The organism is Micromonospora eburnea (genome assembly GCF_900090225.1).
In the GTDB taxonomy this organism is placed as follows: domain Bacteria; phylum Actinomycetota; class Actinomycetes; order Mycobacteriales; family Micromonosporaceae; genus Micromonospora; species Micromonospora eburnea.
In genome coordinates this window covers 2,912,224-2,929,522 of the sequence record NZ_FMHY01000002.1, presented here as the reverse complement: position 1 = coordinate 2,929,522, position 17,299 = coordinate 2,912,224, and the positions used below count along the sequence as shown (strand labels likewise).

Annotated in this window: 7 protein-coding genes; all 7 read right to left on the bottom strand. The window is 74.0% G+C overall.

The genetic code is table 11. The annotated features are described in order from the left end of the window. Window positions 1-27 precede the first annotated feature (27 nt). Window positions 28-6,312: a type I polyketide synthase gene (locus GA0070604_RS13685; RefSeq protein WP_091118295.1), complete on the bottom strand. Its 6,285-nt coding sequence runs from the start codon at window positions 6,310-6,312 to the stop codon at window positions 28-30. Window positions 6,313-6,620: 308 nt separating this feature from the next. Continuing rightward, entirely contained in the window at window positions 6,621-8,291 is a 1,671-nt protein-coding gene (locus tag GA0070604_RS13680; protein WP_244161880.1) for an NAD(P)/FAD-dependent oxidoreductase, read from the bottom strand. Window positions 8,292-8,340: 49 nt separating this feature from the next. Then, window positions 8,341-11,139 (bottom strand): AAA family ATPase, encoded by a 2,799-nt coding sequence (locus GA0070604_RS13675; RefSeq protein ID WP_091118294.1) that lies wholly within the window; start codon window positions 11,137-11,139, stop codon window positions 8,341-8,343. An 11-nt stretch (window positions 11,140-11,150) separates the two neighbouring features. Further along, window positions 11,151-12,410 (bottom strand): cation:proton antiporter domain-containing protein, encoded by a 1,260-nt coding sequence (locus GA0070604_RS13670; protein ID WP_091118293.1) that lies wholly within the window; start codon window positions 12,408-12,410, stop codon window positions 11,151-11,153. 65 nt (window positions 12,411-12,475) lie between these two features. Next, window positions 12,476-13,753 carry an NAD(P)/FAD-dependent oxidoreductase gene (locus GA0070604_RS13665; protein WP_091118292.1) on the bottom strand — a complete coding sequence of 426 codons (1,278 nt, stop codon included), beginning with the start codon at window positions 13,751-13,753 and terminating at the stop codon, window positions 12,476-12,478. Window positions 13,754-14,382: 629 nt separating this feature from the next. Next, window positions 14,383-15,714 carry an MFS transporter gene (locus tag GA0070604_RS13660; RefSeq protein WP_167363457.1) on the bottom strand — a complete coding sequence of 444 codons (1,332 nt, stop codon included), beginning with the start codon at window positions 15,712-15,714 and terminating at the stop codon, window positions 14,383-14,385. A gap of 96 nt (window positions 15,715-15,810) precedes the next feature. Beyond that, window positions 15,811-17,175 (bottom strand): FAD-dependent monooxygenase family protein, encoded by a 1,365-nt coding sequence (locus GA0070604_RS13655; protein WP_244162193.1) that lies wholly within the window; start codon window positions 17,173-17,175, stop codon window positions 15,811-15,813. Between the last annotated feature and the right edge of the window lie 124 nt (window positions 17,176-17,299).

Sequence of the window (17,299 nt, the reverse complement as noted above, 5' to 3'; positions counted from 1 at the left end):
CTCGCGGCGGGTGCGGTGACGCGGACATCAGCCGGCGGTGCTCGGCGCGTGCTGGTCGGCGGGGTCGCCGTCCGGGCCGGCCCCGGTCTGTTCCGCGCCGGACTGCTCGGCGGTCCGGGTGAGCTGCTCGCAGAGCGCCCCGGCCAGCGCCCGGGCGGTGCCGTACGTCCACAGCAGCGTGGGCGACAGCCGCAGGCCGAACGCCTGCTCCAGCCGGTTACGCAGTTCGAGGCCCATGAGCGAGTCCAGGCCGAGGTCCTTGAACGGCGTTTCCCGGTCGACCCGGTCGGCGTCCAGCCGCAGCACCCGGCCGGCGAGTTCGCGGACCTTGGTCTCGGCCAGCGGGGCCCGTTCCGCGGCCGGCGCCTGCATCAGCGCGGCCCGGAAGCCGTGCGACGGACCGGCGGTCTCGCCGTCCCGGGCCGCCGCTCGCAGCCACTGCCAACTGGGCAGCCCGGCGGTGTCCGGGTAGGCGTCGAACCAGCGGCGCAGGTTCAGCGGCACGTACCCGACGACCGGCTCGTCGCGGCCGAGCATCCGCAGCAGCGCCGGCCACGCCTCGTCGGTGGCGAAGCTCTCCATGCCCCGCTCGGCGAGCCGGGCGCCCCGGTTCTCGTCGGCCGCGGCCAGCCCGACGTCGCCGAACGGGCCCCACTGCACGCTGAGCGCGGGGCGACCGGACCGCCGCCGGGCCTCGGCGAAGGCGTCCAGCCAGGCGTTCGCCGCCCCGTACGCCGCCTGGCCGGCGTTGCCGATCAGCGCGGCGGCCGAGGAGAAGAGGACGAACAGGTCCAGAGGGTCGTCGGCGGTGACCGCGTCGAGGGCCAGCGCCCCGTCCACCTTGGGCGCGAGCACCCGGCTCACCTGCTCGGCGGTGAGCGTGCCGACGGTGGCGTCGTCGAGCAGACCGGCGGCGTGGAACACTCCACGCACCGGCGGCAGGGTGGCGCGTACTCCGTCCAGCGCCCGACGCAACGCGGCCTCGTCGGAGACGTCGCACCGGAGCACCTCGACGGCGGCCGAGCGACGCAGCGCCGCCACCCGGGCCTGCGCCGCGGGGTTCGGCGCCGAACGGCCGAGCAGCACCAGCGCGCCGGCCCCGTGCGCGACGAGGAACTCGGCGAGGGAGAGGCCGAGCGCCCCGAGGCCACCGCTGATCAGGTACGTGTCGGGGCGCAGGCGTCCCGCCGGCAGCGGCACCGCGGCGACCGTGCCGACGGTGGTCGGGTCGGCGACCACCAGCTTGCCGATGTGGTTGCCGTGCGACATCTCCCGCAGCGCCTCGGCCGCCTCGGCGAACGGGCTGACCCGGGTGGGCAGCGGCGGCAGGGTGCCGTCGGTGATCCGGTGCCAGACATCGGCGAGGAGCCGGGCGAACCGCTCCGGCCGCCGGTCCATCAGCCCGGCGAGGTCGACGGCGCTGAGCGTAATGCCCTTGCGGAAGACGTCCAGGCCGATCGGCCGCCCGGCGTAGATGTCCTTCTTGCCGATCTCCACGAAGCGGCCGTCCTCGGCGAGCAGGTCCAGCCCGAGCGGGATGGCCGCACCGGTGAGCGAGTTGAGCACCACGTCCACGCCCCGGCCGTCGGTCGCCGCGCGGACCTGCGCGGCCCAGCCCAGGTCGCGCGAGTCGAAGACGTCGGCCACGCCGAGCGCCCGCAGGTGGGCGCGCTTGGCCTCGCTGCCCGCGGTGGCCACGACCCGGCCGCCGAGGGCGTGGGCCACCTGGACCGCGGCCAGGCCGACCCCGCCGGCGGCCGAGTGCACCAGCACCGTCTCGCCGGGCGCGAGGCGGCCCAGGTCGGCCAGCGCGTACCAGGCGGTCGCGTAGGCCAGCGGCAGCGCCGCGGCCTCGGTGTCGGCCAGCTGCGCCGGCACCGGCCGGGTGTGCTCGGCCCGTACGGTTACGTGGCTGGCCAGCGACCCGAAGGCGCAGGCGGCCACCCGGTCGCCGGGTCGGGGCTCGGTGACTCCGTCGCCCACCGCGACGACCCGGCCGGCACACTCGCCGCCGAGCGCGTCCGCGCCGCCGGACGGGTCGGGGTACGTCCCGACGGCCTTCATGACGTCGATGAAGTTGAGCCCGGTGGCGGTGACCTCCACCTCGACCTCGCCGGGGCCGGGCGCGCGCCGGGCCAGCGGGACGGGGGCCACGGATTCCCACCGTCCCGGCCGGGCGGCGGTGACCCGGAACGGCTGCGCCGTCGTACGCGGGGCGGACAACTCGCCGCCGTCCTCCTCGGCGAGGTCGCCGCGGGCCAGCCGGCCGACCCGGCGCCCGTCGGCGCGCAGCGCCACCTGGTCGTCCTCCCCACCGAGCAGCTCGGCCGCGCAGCGGGCGGCCCAGTCGGGGGCGGTTTGATCGACGTCGATCAGCCGTGGGTCGAGTTCGCCGTGTTCCCGGCGCAGCGCCCGCAGGTAGCCCCAGTACAGGGCGGCACCCGGGTCGGGCCGGTCGTCCGGCGTGACCGCCTGCGCCCGCGTGGTGACCACGGCGAACCGGGGCGGGACGCCCCGCCCGGCGCAGGCGCGGGCCACGGCGGTGAGCCGCAGCAGGCCCTGCCGCTGCGCACCGAGCCCGGCGTCGGCGTCCGGCGCGACGAAGACCACCCCGGTCGCCTCCGCGCGGGTGTCGGTGGCGAGCAGGTCGTTGCCGTCGTCGACCGGGTCGACGCCGGCCGCGCGCAGGGCGGTGACCAGCTCGCCGCGCGCGGCCGGTCCGCAGACCAGCCACCGGCCGGTGGCCGCCGACACGGCGGGCGGCTCGCCCGTCGTCCAGGTCAGCCGGTGCAGCCGAGCCGCGTCGTCGGTGCCGGCCACGGTCCGGGTCAGCGGTCGCAGCCGAAGCCCGCGCAGGGTGAGCACCGGCTGCCGCTGGTCGTCGAAGACGTGCACGTCGTAGTGCTCGGTGTCGTGCCGGACCACGTGCGAGTGGACGGTGGTCGGCGGGTTGTCGAGGTCGGCGTGGAGCAGGATCCGGTCGACCGCGACCGGCACCACGGCGTCCTCGCCGGGGCAGAGCGCGAGCGCCACCTGGAGGGCGCCGTCGGCGAGCGCCGGATGCGGGGTGTGCGGCCGGTTGCCGGCCCGTAGCCGGTCGGCCAGGACCACCTCGCCGACCGCCTCCGCGCCGTCGGGATGCACCCGCAGCGCGCGTACCGGGCGGAACGCCGGGCCGTAGCGCAGTCCCCGGGCGGCCCAGTCGCGGTAGAAGTCGTCCGCGTCGGTCGGGGCCACGTCGTCCGCCCAGGCGGGATAGTCGTCGGCCGGGTCGGTGACCGGCCGGTACGAGGCACGGGCGGTGGCCGCCGCCGTCCAGCTCCCGCCGCCGTCGGGCAGGTGCAGCAGGCGTACGCTGCCGCCCTCGGTGACGTCGTCGCGCCACTCCACGGTCAGTCGGACGTCCTCGCCGGCGAAGGTGACCTCCCGGGCGAACGCCACCTCGTCGAGGCTGCCCGGCCGGCCGCCGGTCCGCGCCCGGGCGGCCAGCAGCAACAACGCCAGCATGGCGGTGCCGGGCAGCACCACCGCGTCGTGCACCCGGTGGTCGGCCAGCCAGGGCTGCTCGCCCAGCGCCAGTCCGACCGGGGCGTGCCAGGTGTCGACCTGACCGGGCGCCGGGGACAGCTCGACCTCGAAGCCACGGCTGCCGCCGCTGCGCCGGGGCCGAGCCGCCGGCCAGTACCGCTCCGGTTGCATCGGGTAGCCCGGCAGGTCCACCCGGCGGCCCCGGGGCAGCCCGCCGAAGGGGGCCAGCCCGGCGACGTACGACCGGGCCAACGCCCGGGCCATGTCCTCGGCGGTGCCGTTGTCCCGGCGCAGGGTGGACAGCACGGCGACCGGCTCGGCGCGCTCGACGGCGAGCTGTTCGACCGCGGGGGTGAGCACCGGGTGCGGGCTGACCTCGACGACGTGGGTGATGCCGTCGTCGAAGGCCTGCCGCATGGCGTCGGCGAACAGCACCGGGCGGCAGAGGTTCTCCACCCAGTACGCGGCGTCGAGTTCGGTGCCGCCGAGCAGCCCCACCTGGACGGTGGAGAGCAGCGGGACGGCGCCGGCGACCGGGCGTACCGGCGCCAACGCGGTGAGCAGGTCGTCGCGGAGTTCCGCCATCTGCGGGCTGTGCGAGGCGTAGTCGACGTTGACCAGCCGGCAGAAGACCTCCTCGGCCTCCAGCAGCTCCTTGAGCATCAACACGTCGTCCCGGTCACCGGAGAGCACGCAGGAGCGTGGCCCGTTGTGCACGGCGAGGGAGACCGTGTCCTCGAAGCCCTTCAGCGCCTCCCGGGCTCCGTCGCGGTCCAGGTCGACCGCGAGCATCAGGCCCCGCCCGGAGGTGCGCCGGGCGATGGCGCTGCGCCGGGCCATCAGCAGCGCGCCGTCGGCGTACGAGAGCGCGCCGGCCAGGGTAGCTGCCGTGATCTCGCCCTGGCTGTGGCCGAGCACCAGGTCCGGGTGTACGCCGTTGGCCCGCCACAGTTCGGCCAGGCCGAGCGACATCGCCCAGAGCGTCGGCTGGAGCATGTCGATGCGGGTGGTCCACTCGTCGCCCGCCTCGTCGGCGACGACCGCGGTCAGGTCCCAGGTGACGTGCGGGCGCAGCGCGTCGGCGCAGCGTCGGATCACGTCGGCGAAGACCGGGCTGCTCTTGTAGAGTTCCCGCCCCATCCCCCGCCACTGCGAGCCCTGACCGGGGAAGACGAACGCGGTGCGCCGGTGCGGCACCGCCCGGCCGGTGGGCAGGTCGGGCTCCTCGGGTTGGTCCGCGCCGGCGGCGGCGAGCCGGGCCAGCCCGTCGCGCAGCGCGGCCGGCCGGTCGGCCACCACCGCCGCGCGGACCGGGAAGTGGTCCCGGTGCCAGGCCAGGGTTCCGGCGACCTCGGCGACGTCGGCATCCGTGCCGGGCAGCCGGTCGGCGAGTTCCCCGGCCAGCCGGGCCAGCGCCGGCTGCTGCCGGGCGGAGAGCGGCACCATCGGCGGCAGCCCGGTGTCCGGCGGCTCGGCGAGCGCGGTGCCGGCGCGCGCGGGGGCCGGGCCGAGCACGACGTGGGCGTTGGTGCCGCCCCAGCCGAAGGAGTTGACTCCGAGGTAGACCGGCTCGTCGGCGGGGAGTGCCAGCGGTTCCCGGACCACGGTGACGTTCAGCTCGTCGAACGGGATCTCCGGGTTCAACGTGGCGGAGTGCAGGCTGGGCGGCACCGTGCGGTGGCGCAGCGCGAGCAGGACCTTGAACAGGCCGGCCATCCCGGCGGCGGCCTCGAGGTGGCCGATGTTGGTCTTGATCGAGCCGATCGGCAGCGGCCCGACCGTACGGTCCCGACCGAGCACCTCGCCGATGGCGCCGGCCTCGATCGGGTCGCCGCGCCCGGTGCCGGTGCCGTGGGCCTCGACGTAGCCGACCCGGTCCAGCGGCACCGCTCCGTCGCCGTACGCGAGGCGGAGCAGTTCGCGCTGCCCGTCCGGGCTCGGGGTGACCAGGCTCTCCCCGCCCCCGTCGTTGTTGACCACCGAGCGCACCAGCACCCCGTGTACCCGGGCACCCTCCCGCAGCGCCCGGTCCAGCCGCTTGACCAGGACGACGGCGACTCCCTCACCGCGGACGAAGCCGTTCGCGTCGGCGGCGAAGGCGGCGCACCGGCCGTCCGGGGAGAGTCCGCCGAAGTGGGTCAGTCCGATCGACACGTCGGGCGCGAGGATCAGGTTCACCCCGCCGACCACGGCCGCGTCGATCTCCCCGGAGCGCAGCGCCTGCGCGGCGAGGTGCAGGGCGACCAGCGAGGACGAACAGCCGGTCTCCACCGTCAGGCTGGGGCCGCGCAGCCCCAACGCGTACGACACGCGGGCGGCGATCACGTCGAGCGCGTTGCCCACCAGACTGTGCTGGCTGGTCGGGGCGCCCCGGTCCCGCCGGGCGATCTCGTAGTCGTGCCAGGACGCGCCGACGTAGACGCCGGTGCGGGTGCCGGCGAGCGCGGCGGCCGGCTGCCCGGCGTCCTCCAGCGCCCGCCAGGTCATCTCCAGCATGAGCCGCTGCTGCGGGTCGATGTCCTCGGCCTCGCGGGGCGAGATGCCGAAGAATCCGGCGTCGAACTGGTCCACGCCGTCGAGAAAGCCGCCCACGGCCTGGATCTCACGTTCCGGGTCCAGTTGGGCCGTGGCGTCCCACCGCTGCGCGGGTACGCCGACGATGGCGTCGCCGCGCCCGGCCAGCAGGCGCCACAGGGCGTCCGGGTCGTCGGCGCCAGGGAACCGGCCGGCCATGCCGACGATCGCGATCTGGTCTGCCGTGTCGAAGTCTGCCATCGCGTCCATTCACTGCCTTTTTCGTCGACGGGACCACGGCGGAAGATGCAGAAATTGCGGGGCGCGGGATCGACCGTTCGTCGCCGAGGCTATGGGATTTCCACGGGGGGCGGCTGATTTATCGCCGCCACCAGAATCTACGCGGGCGACGAATGGGCGGTAACCCCGATTCGACCTGTTCACACCCGAGGCCAACCCCTATCGCGACCAGCCACAGAAAACGACGAAGGGCAATGTGGAAGGAACCCGCACACACGACGGCGGCGGTCCCGGTGAAGCACACCGGGACCGCCGCCAGGTCGCGCAGCGAAGCGCGGTCAGGGACGCAGCCGCATCCGGACCAGGCCGGCCGTGGCCCGGGTCATCATGCCGCCGATCTCCTTCGGAGCCTTGCTCCGGCTCCACACCGCGTTACGCGCCATCTTCGTCGGGGAGGCGCTGAAGCAGCGGTTGGCCGGATCGCCGAAGCCGAACGACGGGGGCAGGTAGTCGGCCGAGGCGATCTTGGCGAAGATCTGCGCGGCGCCGTCCTTCGCGGACAGGCTGCCGGCCTCCACCGCCTGACAGGTCTGCCGGGTGAAGAAGCCCAACTCGCTGAACTTCTCGCTGACCGGGAACGGCGAGCCCGGGTGCCGGCTGTCCTCCAGGGCGAGGAAGACCTTGTCATCCCCGCTACGGGAATAGCGGAAGTAGGCATCCTCGATGACGACATTCCCAAGCATGGTGCCGAGCTGCCAGGTGCGGTTCACCGCATTCCACAAATCGTAGTCACGGAACGCGACGAACGAGCTGTAGACGATGTCGTCGTGGAAGTCGAACAGCCCCTGCTGGAGCGTCTCCAGGTACTCGAACCGCTCCATGGCCCAGTTGCCGTCCCGGGATGCGGCGATCAGCCGCCAGGCCATGATGTTGATCAGTTCGAGGGTGTTCGTCATGCCGCGCGAGTAGAGCGGGTCGATGAAACCCGCCGCGTGCGAGGTCAGGCAGAACCGCTCCCCCACGATCTGCTTGGCCGAGTACTGGAGCCGCCCGGTGGAGACCCAGGGGCGCACCGGCTTGGCGTCCTCGAACTGCCAGGCGATGTCCGGGAAGCGCTTCAGGAACTGCTGGAACTCCTCGGCCGGGGGCAGGTCGGTCTTGGGATGCACCCGGGGGTCGAGGGTCAGGCCGACGCTCACCAGCGGGTTGAGCGAGTCGGGGTGGTTGTCGAACGGGATCACCCACATCCACCCGCCGTCGAAGACGTGGTGCAGCGTGCCGTGGTGCCACGGGTTCGGCTGGTCGTGACCGCGCGCGGCAGCCGGCGACTTGTCGAAGGGACGGACGCCGATGAGGTGGGTGAAGACGCTGCGCGAGTGGGTTCGGGCCCGGGTGGGCACCTCACGCAGCTCGAACTTGTCGGCCAGCGGCGAACGGAACCCGCCAGCGTCGACCACGTAGCTCGCCCGGAACTCCTCACCCCGGTCCGATCGCAGCACCGCGCCCTCGTCCGGGTCGATCTCCACGTCCACGATCCGGGTGTTCAGCCGGGTGTGCGCGCCGTACTTGACCGCGACCTGGAACAGGTACATGTCCACGTCCTGCCGGAACAGGTGCGACTCGGTACGCAGCATCGACGGGACGACCAACTGGTTGACCTGCTTCGGGTCCTGCGGGGAGCCCTCGCGGTGGTAGATGAAGCCGAAGTTCTGCTTGCGGCCACAGTTGCGCGACACGTGCTTCTGCACGCCGCGGAAGCTGGACAGCGGCTTGATCTCCGGTACGCCGTAGCGGTCGGCGATGATCCGGGTCATCCCGGACGTGAACGGGATGGTGGACTCCCCGATCGCGAACCGTGGATGGGTGCCGGCGTCCAGCAGCAGCACCTTGACGCCGTTGCGGGCCAGCACCGCACCGAGCATGCCGCCAGCGATACCACTGCCGAGGATCGCCACGTCGTACCGGTCGTCGCGCCCCGCGCCGGAGCTGTTGAGCGGCAATCTCCTCACCTCCTTCTCATGGGGAAACGGTGTGCGGGGGCCCGGCGACCGGCGGGCCTCAACCCGCCACCGCCATGTCCAGCACGATCTCTTCGGGCAGGTCCGCCCGGGTCTTGACGCCGAGCTTGCGGAACGTCCGGGTCAGGTGCTGCTCCACCGTGCTGACCGTGATGCACAGCCGGCGGGAGATCTCCCGGTTGGTGTGGCCGCGCGCCGCCAGCGCCGCGACCCGACGTTCCGCCCCGGACAACAGCGACAGCGCGGCGACCCGGCTGACCTGCTCGGCCGGGTCGGCGGGCTCGGGACGGGGCGGTCCCGCGTCCAGCGGCAGCCGGCGCAGGATCGGCCGGGCCCCACACGCCCGGGCCAGCCTCGCCGCGGTCTCGACCAGCGGCCGGGCCCGGGCCGGGCGGCCGGCCTGGTAGTGCAGGCAGCCGAGGTCACCGAGCGCCTGGGCGAGCTGCGCCTGGTCACCGCAACCGCGCAGCACCTCGACGGCCTCGGTGAGCAGATCGGCCCGTTCCCCGGGCGGGCTGACCGCGGCCAGCACCCGCAGCGACATCCCCCGGGTCCGCGAGGGCCGCGTACCGACCAGGGCCAACTGCTCGCGCGCGAGGGTCCGGGCCCGCGCCACATCGCCGGCGAGCAGGTACGCCTGGGCCGCCTCGGCCCGCCACGGCACCAGCGCCGGCTGGTCGAAGCCCCAGGCGGTCATCAGCTGCCCGCAGGTGACGAGGTCGTTGAGCGCGGCGTGCGGGCGGCCGTTCTCCATCTGGAACCGGCCCCGGGCGTGCAGGTAGTACAGGCCGAACCGGCTCTTGAACATGCCCTCCGGCACCGGCATCTCCAGGTAGGTCGACGCCGCCTCGTGGTCACCCGTGTCGGTGGCGGCCTGCACCAGGTTGGCCAGCGGCCCGCCGATGCACACCCCCCAGCTCTCCAGCGGCACCTGTTTCAGCGCCGCCTCGGCGAGCTGCCGGGCCAGCAGCGGGTTGCCCTGGCGCAGCGCGATGCTGGCACGCATGGAGGCGAACTCGGCCTCCCAGAGCGGCACCTGCCAGGCCCGCGCCTCGGCCAGCCAGTGGTCGCACCAGCTCGCCGCGGCGGGCAGCCGGTCGGCGAACTGGAGGGTGGCCACCGCGCACATCAGCGCTTCCTGCGTCTTCTTGGTCAGCCGCATGGCCCGCATGCACGCCTCGGCGTCGGCCACCGCCTCGTCCTCGTCACCCCCGGTGAGCAGGGACGACAGCGCCGCCGCGCTGCGTACCCGCGGGTCGCGGGTGGGTCGGGCGGTCGACCGCTCCTGCGGGCGGAGCCGGCCGGACACCAGGGCCGGGTACGACGCGGCGAGGATCTCCCGGGTCGCGCGCAGCTCGGCCGAGCCGGCCGGATCGTTCTCCTCGCCCCGGGCCACGATCCGCTCGATCGCCTCCGCCGCCTCGTCGAAGCGGCCGTGCCAGAGCAGGTACTTGGCCAGCATCAGCGCGTGCCGGTCGCCGAGCCGCCCCTCCCGCAGCGCGTCGGCCAGCTCCCCGAGGTGCCGGGCGCTCATCGACGGGTTCAGCAGCCAGGCCGCGCTGGTCAGCAGGGCCTTGAGCGGTACGCGCAGACTCTCGTCGTCGCAGATCCGCAGCGCCGCCTCGACACAGGCGTACGCGTCCGCGGCCCGGTTCTCCACCAGGTGCCGTTCGGCGGCGGACCGCAGCACCGGCAACGCCCAGCCGGGCAGCCCCCGCTCGGCGGCGACCAGGTGCCGGGCCACCCGGGTCGGCGGCGCGCCGTCGGCGTAGAGCAGCTCGGCCGCGCGCCGGTGCAGCCGGGTCCGGTCGTGCGCCGGCACGGTGGCGCGCAGCGCGGAGGCGGCCGCCGGGTGCCGCAACGCTCCCCGGTCGAGCAGGCCCGCGACGTCCAGCGCGTCCAGGCCGCCGCGGATCGTGGCCGGCTCCTCGTCGTCGAGCAGCCGGACCGCCAGCGACGCGCTGTCGGTGCCCTCGTCGAGCACGGCGAGCGCCTGGGCCAGCCGCATCAGCACCGGGCGGCCGCGGAGTACGCAGCTGAGCACCGCGTCGCCGTACGCCTCGCCCACCCGCAGCCGGGCGCCGACGGCCGGCGGCCGGTCGGCGTCGCGCTGGTCCTCGACGAGCGCCCGAACCAGCAGCGGGTTGCCGGCGCTGACCTGGTGGGCCTCGTCGGCCAGCGTGACGGCCGTGTCCGGGTCCAGGTGGCGGTGCAGTACCTCGCCCACGCCGGCCGGGGACAGCCGGTGCAACGGGATCCGGCGGTAGTTCGGCAAGCGCAGCAGTTCGGCGCGCAGTCGCGGGTTGGTCGGCCGGGACAGCACGCACTCGGCCACGACGAGCGCCACCCGGGCGCTGCGTAGCCGGCCGAGGAGCTGGATCAGCCAGTGCTGGGACACCGCGTCGGCGAACTGCACGTCGTCGACGCAGATGAGGACCGGAACCCGTTCGGCCACCTGGAGCACCTCGGTGCAGAGGTGGTGCAGCGCGGCGGTGGTGGCCGCGTCGAGGGTGCGTGGCTCCGCCTCCGGGACCGGCCCGCCGGCGCCGAGCCCGTCAAGTAGCTCGGCGATCCGGCCGGACGACGCCCAGGCCGTCTCGGCGTAGCGGAGCAGCTGCCCGAGGACACCGCCCGGCGACTCCCGTTCGGCCCAGCAGCCCACCGCGGCGAGCACCACGAAGCCGTCCTGCTCGGCCCAGCTCCGTACGGCGTCGAGCAGTTCCGACTTTCCGCAGCCGATGCCGCCGCTGACCAGGACCGCCCCACCCGTGCCCGCCGCCGAGGCGGTCAGCACCTCCGTCAGCGCGGCCAGCTCCGGCCCACGTTCGACCAGGTCCATCGTTCCTCCTCCTATGCCGACGACCGGGCCGCCGGCACCAGGTCCGACGCCCTCTCTGGAGTGGTGATCTCGACCGGTCGGCGATAGACCCAGGCGAGCATCGGGCCGGTCATCGCCGTGGTGACCAGCGCCATGACGACCATCAGCGAGTAGAGGGAGCCGTCGAGCAGCCCGATCCGCAACCCGACGCCCAAAATGATCAGTTCGGTGAGTCCACGGGTGTTCAGCAACGTGCCCAGGGCCAGCGCGGCACGGGCCGGCACCGCCTGCAGCCGCGCCGCCAGATAGCTGCCGCCGAGCTTGCCGCCGACCGCCACCAGCAGGATCACGCCGAAGTCCAGCAACCCGTCCAGGCCCACTTCACTGAGGTCCACCTTGAGCCCGGCCACCACGAAGTAGACCGGGAGCAACACGGCGGTGAGCTGGCTGGTCTGCCGCTGGATGGCCTCGCCGCGCTCCGCCGAGCCACCGGTGGGCATCACCAGGCCGAACAGGAACGCGCCGAAGATGAAGTGCATCCCCATCGCCTCGGTGGCCGCCGCCGACAGCAGGGCACCGCTGAGCACGGCGGCGAGCCGGGGAACGCTGACCGGATTCGCCGGATCGCCGCCGGCCAGCAACCGGCCCAGCAACGGGCGGACAACCAGGAACATCACCGCGACGTACGGCAGGAGCAGCAGCACCCGCCAGTGCCCCTCCTCACCGCCGATGGCCGCCTGCACGGCGGCCAGGGCGACCCAGGCCACCACGTCCACCACGGCGGCGGTGGCCAGCGCGAAGGCGCCGACGGTGGTCCGGGCCAGCCGTCGGTCGGTGATGATGCGGGCCAGCACCGGGAAGGCGGTCACCGAGACCGACAGGCCGATGAAGATCAGGAAGGCGGCCGCGTCCCCGGAGCCCTGGCCGCGCAGCAGGTACCAGCCGAGCCCGAGTCCGAGGACGAAGGGCACCAGAGTGGACCCGGCCGCCACCACGGCGCTGCGGCGACCCATTCCGCGCAGCATGCCGCGCTCCAGCTCGAGACCAACCACGAACATGAACAGGGCCACCCCGACATCGGCCATGCCGGACAACAGCGGCCGGACGGAGAGCGGGAAGAGCGTCCCGGCGATCCAGCCGCCGAACAGCGTGGGCCCGAGCAGGATCCCGGCGAAGATCTCACCGACCACCGGCGGCTGTCCCAGCCGGACGGCGAGCACGCCGAACCCGCGGGCGAGCAGCAAAATGAGCGCCAGGTCGACGAACAACATCTGGATCGTGTGGCTGGTCATCAGGCCCCATTCAGGTCCGCTAAGGGGCCACGCGGCAGCCGCCGGGGCGGCTGCCGCGTGACACGTCAGGCTCCGACCGGGGTGGCCGCCGCGCGCTCAGCGAGGAGATCGTCGACGCTGATGTTGAACAGCGGGTGACGGCCGCTGAGACCGGAGACCAGGGTGACGAAGTCCTCCCGCGGGTCGCGCTCGCGGCTCGGGTCGACGATCGTCTGGGCCTGCTCCCAGTAGAACTCCTTGTACTTCGTCCGGTCGTAGAACTTCCCGACGAACTCGCGGATCTCCTCGAAGAACGCCCGGTACGCGGTCGCGTACCGCTCCAGCGCGGGCTCCTCGATCTCCGGGTGCTCCAGCACCTTGTCGACGATCTTCGACAGGGCGCTACCCGCCAGGGTGGCCAGCGCCACGCCGGTGGAGAAGAGCGGGTCGACGAAGGCGGCGGCGTCGCCGACCAGCGCCCAACCCGGGCCGTAGAACTGGTCGCAGGTGTACGACCAGTCCCGGGCGGACCGGAATCCGCTGGACTGGCGCGCGTTCTGCAGCAGCTCCTTGAGCTGGGTGGAGCGGGCGAGCTGGGTCCGGAACAGCTCCTCCAGGGAGTCGTCGGAGGCGGCCGCGGCGGCGGACGCGGTGACGTAACCGACGCTCATGGTGCCCTTGTCGATCGGGATGCCCCAGAACCAGCCACCCTCCAGACCCTCGATGAGGATGTTGGTGTACTCGTCGCCGGGAAGCCGGGCCGCGTTGTCGAAGTACGTCCAGACCGCGACGTTGCGCATGTCCTCGTGCCAGTTGACGTTGGTCAGCTTGCGGCCGAGCACGCGGGCCTGGCCGGAGGCGTCCACCACCAGCTTCGCCCGGGCCTCCTGGACCTCCTCGGAGCCGCGGATCGTGTAGCGCACACCGACGACCCGGCCGTCCTCCTCGATGGCCTCCTTGACCGTGGCCTCCTCGATCACGTGCGTGCCCAGCTCCCGCGACCGGTCCAGGATCATCGAGTCCAGGTCGGCCCGGCGGACGTGGTACGAGTAGCTGTACGGGCCGCCCTCGATGAACGAGAAGCCCCACGGGATCTTCTGCGCGCCCCAGACGAGCGTGCCGCCGTGCTTCTTCTCGAAGCCGCGCTGCTCCAGCCGGTCGAGGAGCTTCAGCTCCTCCATCGGGCGCATGAAGCCGGGGATGAGCGACTCCCCGATGTGGTAGCGCGGGAAGCGCTCGCGGTCCAGGACGAGGACCCGGCGGCCGCGTTCGCTCAGCAGCGCCGAGAGGGTGGCGCCGGCGGGGCCGCCACCGATGACGACGACGTCGAAGTCGCCTGGGATTCCGTAGAGATTGGACGGCATTCGCAACTCTCCCTCAATCGGGACACGGAAGGGGCGGGCGCCCCGGGCGGACCGATGACTGACGACCGGCCCCCGCGGTCGCATGAGCGGGTCCCCGGGGTGCGCCAGGCCAGTCTGCGCAAATGGCTCTGCACACCCTCTGGATGCGGTCTTAACGGCATCCCTCGATGTCTGCCCCGCGTCCATCCGGTGGCTGGTCGGCATCGGGCGGGCGGTCACCGACACACCGCCCCGACCGTGGCGTCCACCAACGTCGGCGCAGGTCAACCCCCATCGATTCGATGTCGGGCAGGCCCTGGGCGGGGTCGGGGACCCCGCCTCGCCGGCGGTCCGGCTGGTCCCGGCGAATCCCACCCCGCGGGACTGGGGTGTCCGCCAACCCGGGCCGAATCCCATGTATGGGACCGGCCGTCGTACCGCCCCGGCCCGCTGCGGCGGCACACTGGTCGGCGATCGCCACCACCGGATGCGGAAGGGTCGACTGCCGCTGGCCGCTCCGGCACCCCGGCCGGCCTCCGCACGGCCCGCAACCCGGCCGGCCCCACCGGCGGCCGGCACCCGCGTCTGCTGGCGGAGCCGCGCGGCGCGGGACGGTCGCGCCGCCGCCCTCCGGTGGCGCCGGGGCGGTGTCAGGCGGATCGGTCCGCGACGGCCGGAGCGGGCCGCCGCGCTGTCCGGGCCGAGCGGTCGGCGGGCGGCCCGAACCGGCCGGTGGCGGCGATCCCGGCCGCGACCAGCGCCAGCCCCGCCCCCACCAGCACGGCCGCGTGCAGACCGTCCAGATAGGCCAGCCGCGCGGCCGCCCGCAGTCCGCCGCCGGCGGAGCCGGCCTCCGCCGCCCGGTTCAGGGCAGCGCCGAGGTGTGCGCCGATCGCCGACGGGTGGTCCCGGTATACCAGGCTCAGCGTCGTACCGGCCAGCACCACACCGACCGCCCCGGCGACCTGGCGGACGGCGGTGGTCCACCGGACCACGCCGAGCAGGTCGTCCGGCGAGTCCGCGGTGGCCGCCCGGAGCGCCGAGGTGAGCATCGCGCCGAGGCCGGCCCCGACGGCGACCAGGCCGGCGGTGACCCGGGCGGCGGCGGTAGCGCTGCCGACCGTGGCGAAGACGCCCAGGCCGGCCGCGAGGAGCAGCGCACCGGCCACCGCGGGTATCCGGGGTCCGACCCGCGCGCCGAGCCGCTCGCCGAGCGCCGCGCCGACCAGCAGCGCCCCGACCAGCGGCAGCAGCCGCACTCCGGCCGCCAGCCCACGGGCGGACCCGACGCCGTCGAGGTACGGGGTCAGCACGAACAGGAACCCGGTCATCAGCACGTAGACCAGCGCCAGCACCAGCACCGGGCGGCTCGGCCGACGGTCGGCGCGGGCCGCCGGACGGGGCGCCCGCGACTCGGGAAACAGCGCCAGCACGAGCACCGCGGCCACCAGCACGATCGGCACGTCCACCAGGAAGACCGAGCCCCACCAGTAGTGTTGCAGCAGCGCGCCGGCGACCAGCGGACCGAGGCACAGACCGAGGCTGACCGCGGCGGAGGCGACCGCGAACGCGCGGGCCCGTTCCGCCGGCGGAAAGAGCACCGGCAGCATGGCCATCGCGGTGGGCATGATCACCGCGGCGCCGAGCCCCATGCCGGCGCGGGCGAGCAGCAACGCGGAGGCGTCCGCGGCCAGCGCCGCGCCGGCCGCACCGAGCCCGAAGAGCAGCAGGCCCGCCAGCAGGACCCGCCGCCGGCCGAGGCGGTCGGCGGCCGCCCCGAGCGGCATCATCAGCAGGCCGAACGTGAGCAGGTACGCGACGAAGACGCCCTGGAGCTGACCGGCCGACGCGGGCAGCCCGGTCATCAACTCCGGCAGCGCCAGGAAGACGGTCGTGGTGTCGAGACCGATCAACAGCAGGCAGGCCACCACCGCGGCCAGTGCCCACCAGCGTCGCGGCCGGGGCGGGGTCGACGGTGACACGGGACTCCTCACTCGACAGTGGACGATCTGACCGACGACCGGTGGGCACCCGGCGGGACGGGCCGGCGGGACACCGCGCGGCCCGTCCCGCAACGCTCAGGACGCGGGCCTGGCGACCTGTGCGGCCACCGCCGCCCGGGCCGGCGACCGGCGGGCGGCCAGCAGTGACCGCACCACCGTGGTCGGCCGCAGCAGCGCCGACGGCGGGACCAGCAGATGCTGCATGTCGAGCAGGACGCGATGCACCTTGGGCGAGACGTGGGAGGCGAGAAAGGCCTCGCGGGCGTACCGGTTGACCAGGCCGGTGCCCAGCGGCTTGGGGCCGCTGGTCTCCGGATACGCGAAGTCGCCGCCGGTGGCCATCCGCCAGGGTGTCTCCAACACCTTGGCGGCGGCGCGGTAGTAGTGGCGGGCCATCTCGGCCGAGGTGTTGCCGAACTTGTCGAGGCTCCGGCCGAGCGCGAGCGCCTCCAGCGTGGCGGCGGTCATGCCCTGGCCGTAGATGGGGTTGAAGCTGCAGACGGTGTCGCCGAGGGCGACGTAACCGGCGGGCAGCTGGCGGAGGCGCTCGAAGTAGCGGCGGCGGGCCGCCGGGAACTGGCGGGTCTCGATGTCGCTGAGCGGCTCCGCCTTCTTGATCAGGTGGGCGATGTGCGGTGACGGCAGACCTTCGGCGAAGGCGAGGAAGCCGGCCGGGTCGGCGGGCGCGTGATCCTTGTGCCAGCCGCCGATGGTGATCACCCACCGGTTGCCCTCGACCGCGAAGGCGGCGGCGGCCCGCTTGTGGTGGGGCGGCACCGCGGCCATCAGCGCGAGCAGCGCGCCGTCGGGCAGGTCGCCGGGCTGGCGGGTGTACAGCCGGCTGGCGTAACCGACATCGATCCGGACGACGGCGTTCTCCGGGGCCGGGCAGTCGAGCTTCTCCAGCCAGCGGTCCGAGCGCCCGCCGCTGCGGCCGGTGGCGTCCACCACGAGGTCCGCGTCGAGGGTGCGACCGTCGTCCAGCTCCACCCCGGTGACCCGTCCGCTGACTCCGGCCAGGCCGGAGACGGCGAGCCGGTCCAGGATGGTCACGTTGGGCAGCCGGAGGACCCGCCGGCGTATGGTCAGCTCCAGGAACGCGCGGGTCTGGCTGATCCCGAGCATGCCGCTGGTGAACCGGACCCGCATCGCGCCCATCTGGTGGAACAGCAGGTCGGCGCCAGGGTCGAAGGGCACCGCGCCGCCCGCGATGAGTTCCTCGGTCAGGCCCGGGTACAGCTCCTCCAGCGCGAGCCGGCCGCTGATCAGCAGCGCGTGCGCGTGCATACCGTGCGGTACGCCCCGGCGGTCGCGCGCCTGTTCGGTCGGCAGGCCGTCCCGGTCGATGACGGTGACCCGGTCGAACCGGCGGGCGAGGGCGGTGGCCGCGACCAATCCGCCGATTGAGCCACCTGCGACGATGGCGTGGCTACCGATCATGCTCACGGACTCTCCTCATGGCTAGCAGTCGGGGAGCGGGACCATTGGCTAGCGCCGCCGGTGGGGCTGCCGCCGCTGCGACGAGTCTGCCGCCGCCGGTCTGAAGATTCTCTGGTCGATGTCT

Excerpts from the sequence above, each read along its gene's own strand:
- GA0070604_RS13685 (WP_091118295.1), bottom strand. The coding sequence starts at position 6,312 with ATGGACGCGATGGCAGACTTCGACACGGCAGACCAGATCGCGATCGTC.
- GA0070604_RS13675 (WP_091118294.1), bottom strand. The coding sequence starts at position 11,139 with ATGGACCTGGTCGAACGTGGGCCGGAGCTGGCCGCGCTGACGGAGGTG.
- GA0070604_RS13670 (WP_091118293.1), bottom strand. The coding sequence starts at position 12,410 with ATGACCAGCCACACGATCCAGATGTTGTTCGTCGACCTGGCGCTCATT.
- GA0070604_RS13665 (WP_091118292.1), bottom strand. The coding sequence starts at position 13,753 with ATGCCGTCCAATCTCTACGGAATCCCAGGCGACTTCGACGTCGTCGTC.
- GA0070604_RS13655 (WP_244162193.1), bottom strand. The coding sequence starts at position 17,175 with ATGATCGGTAGCCACGCCATCGTCGCAGGTGGCTCAATCGGCGGATTG.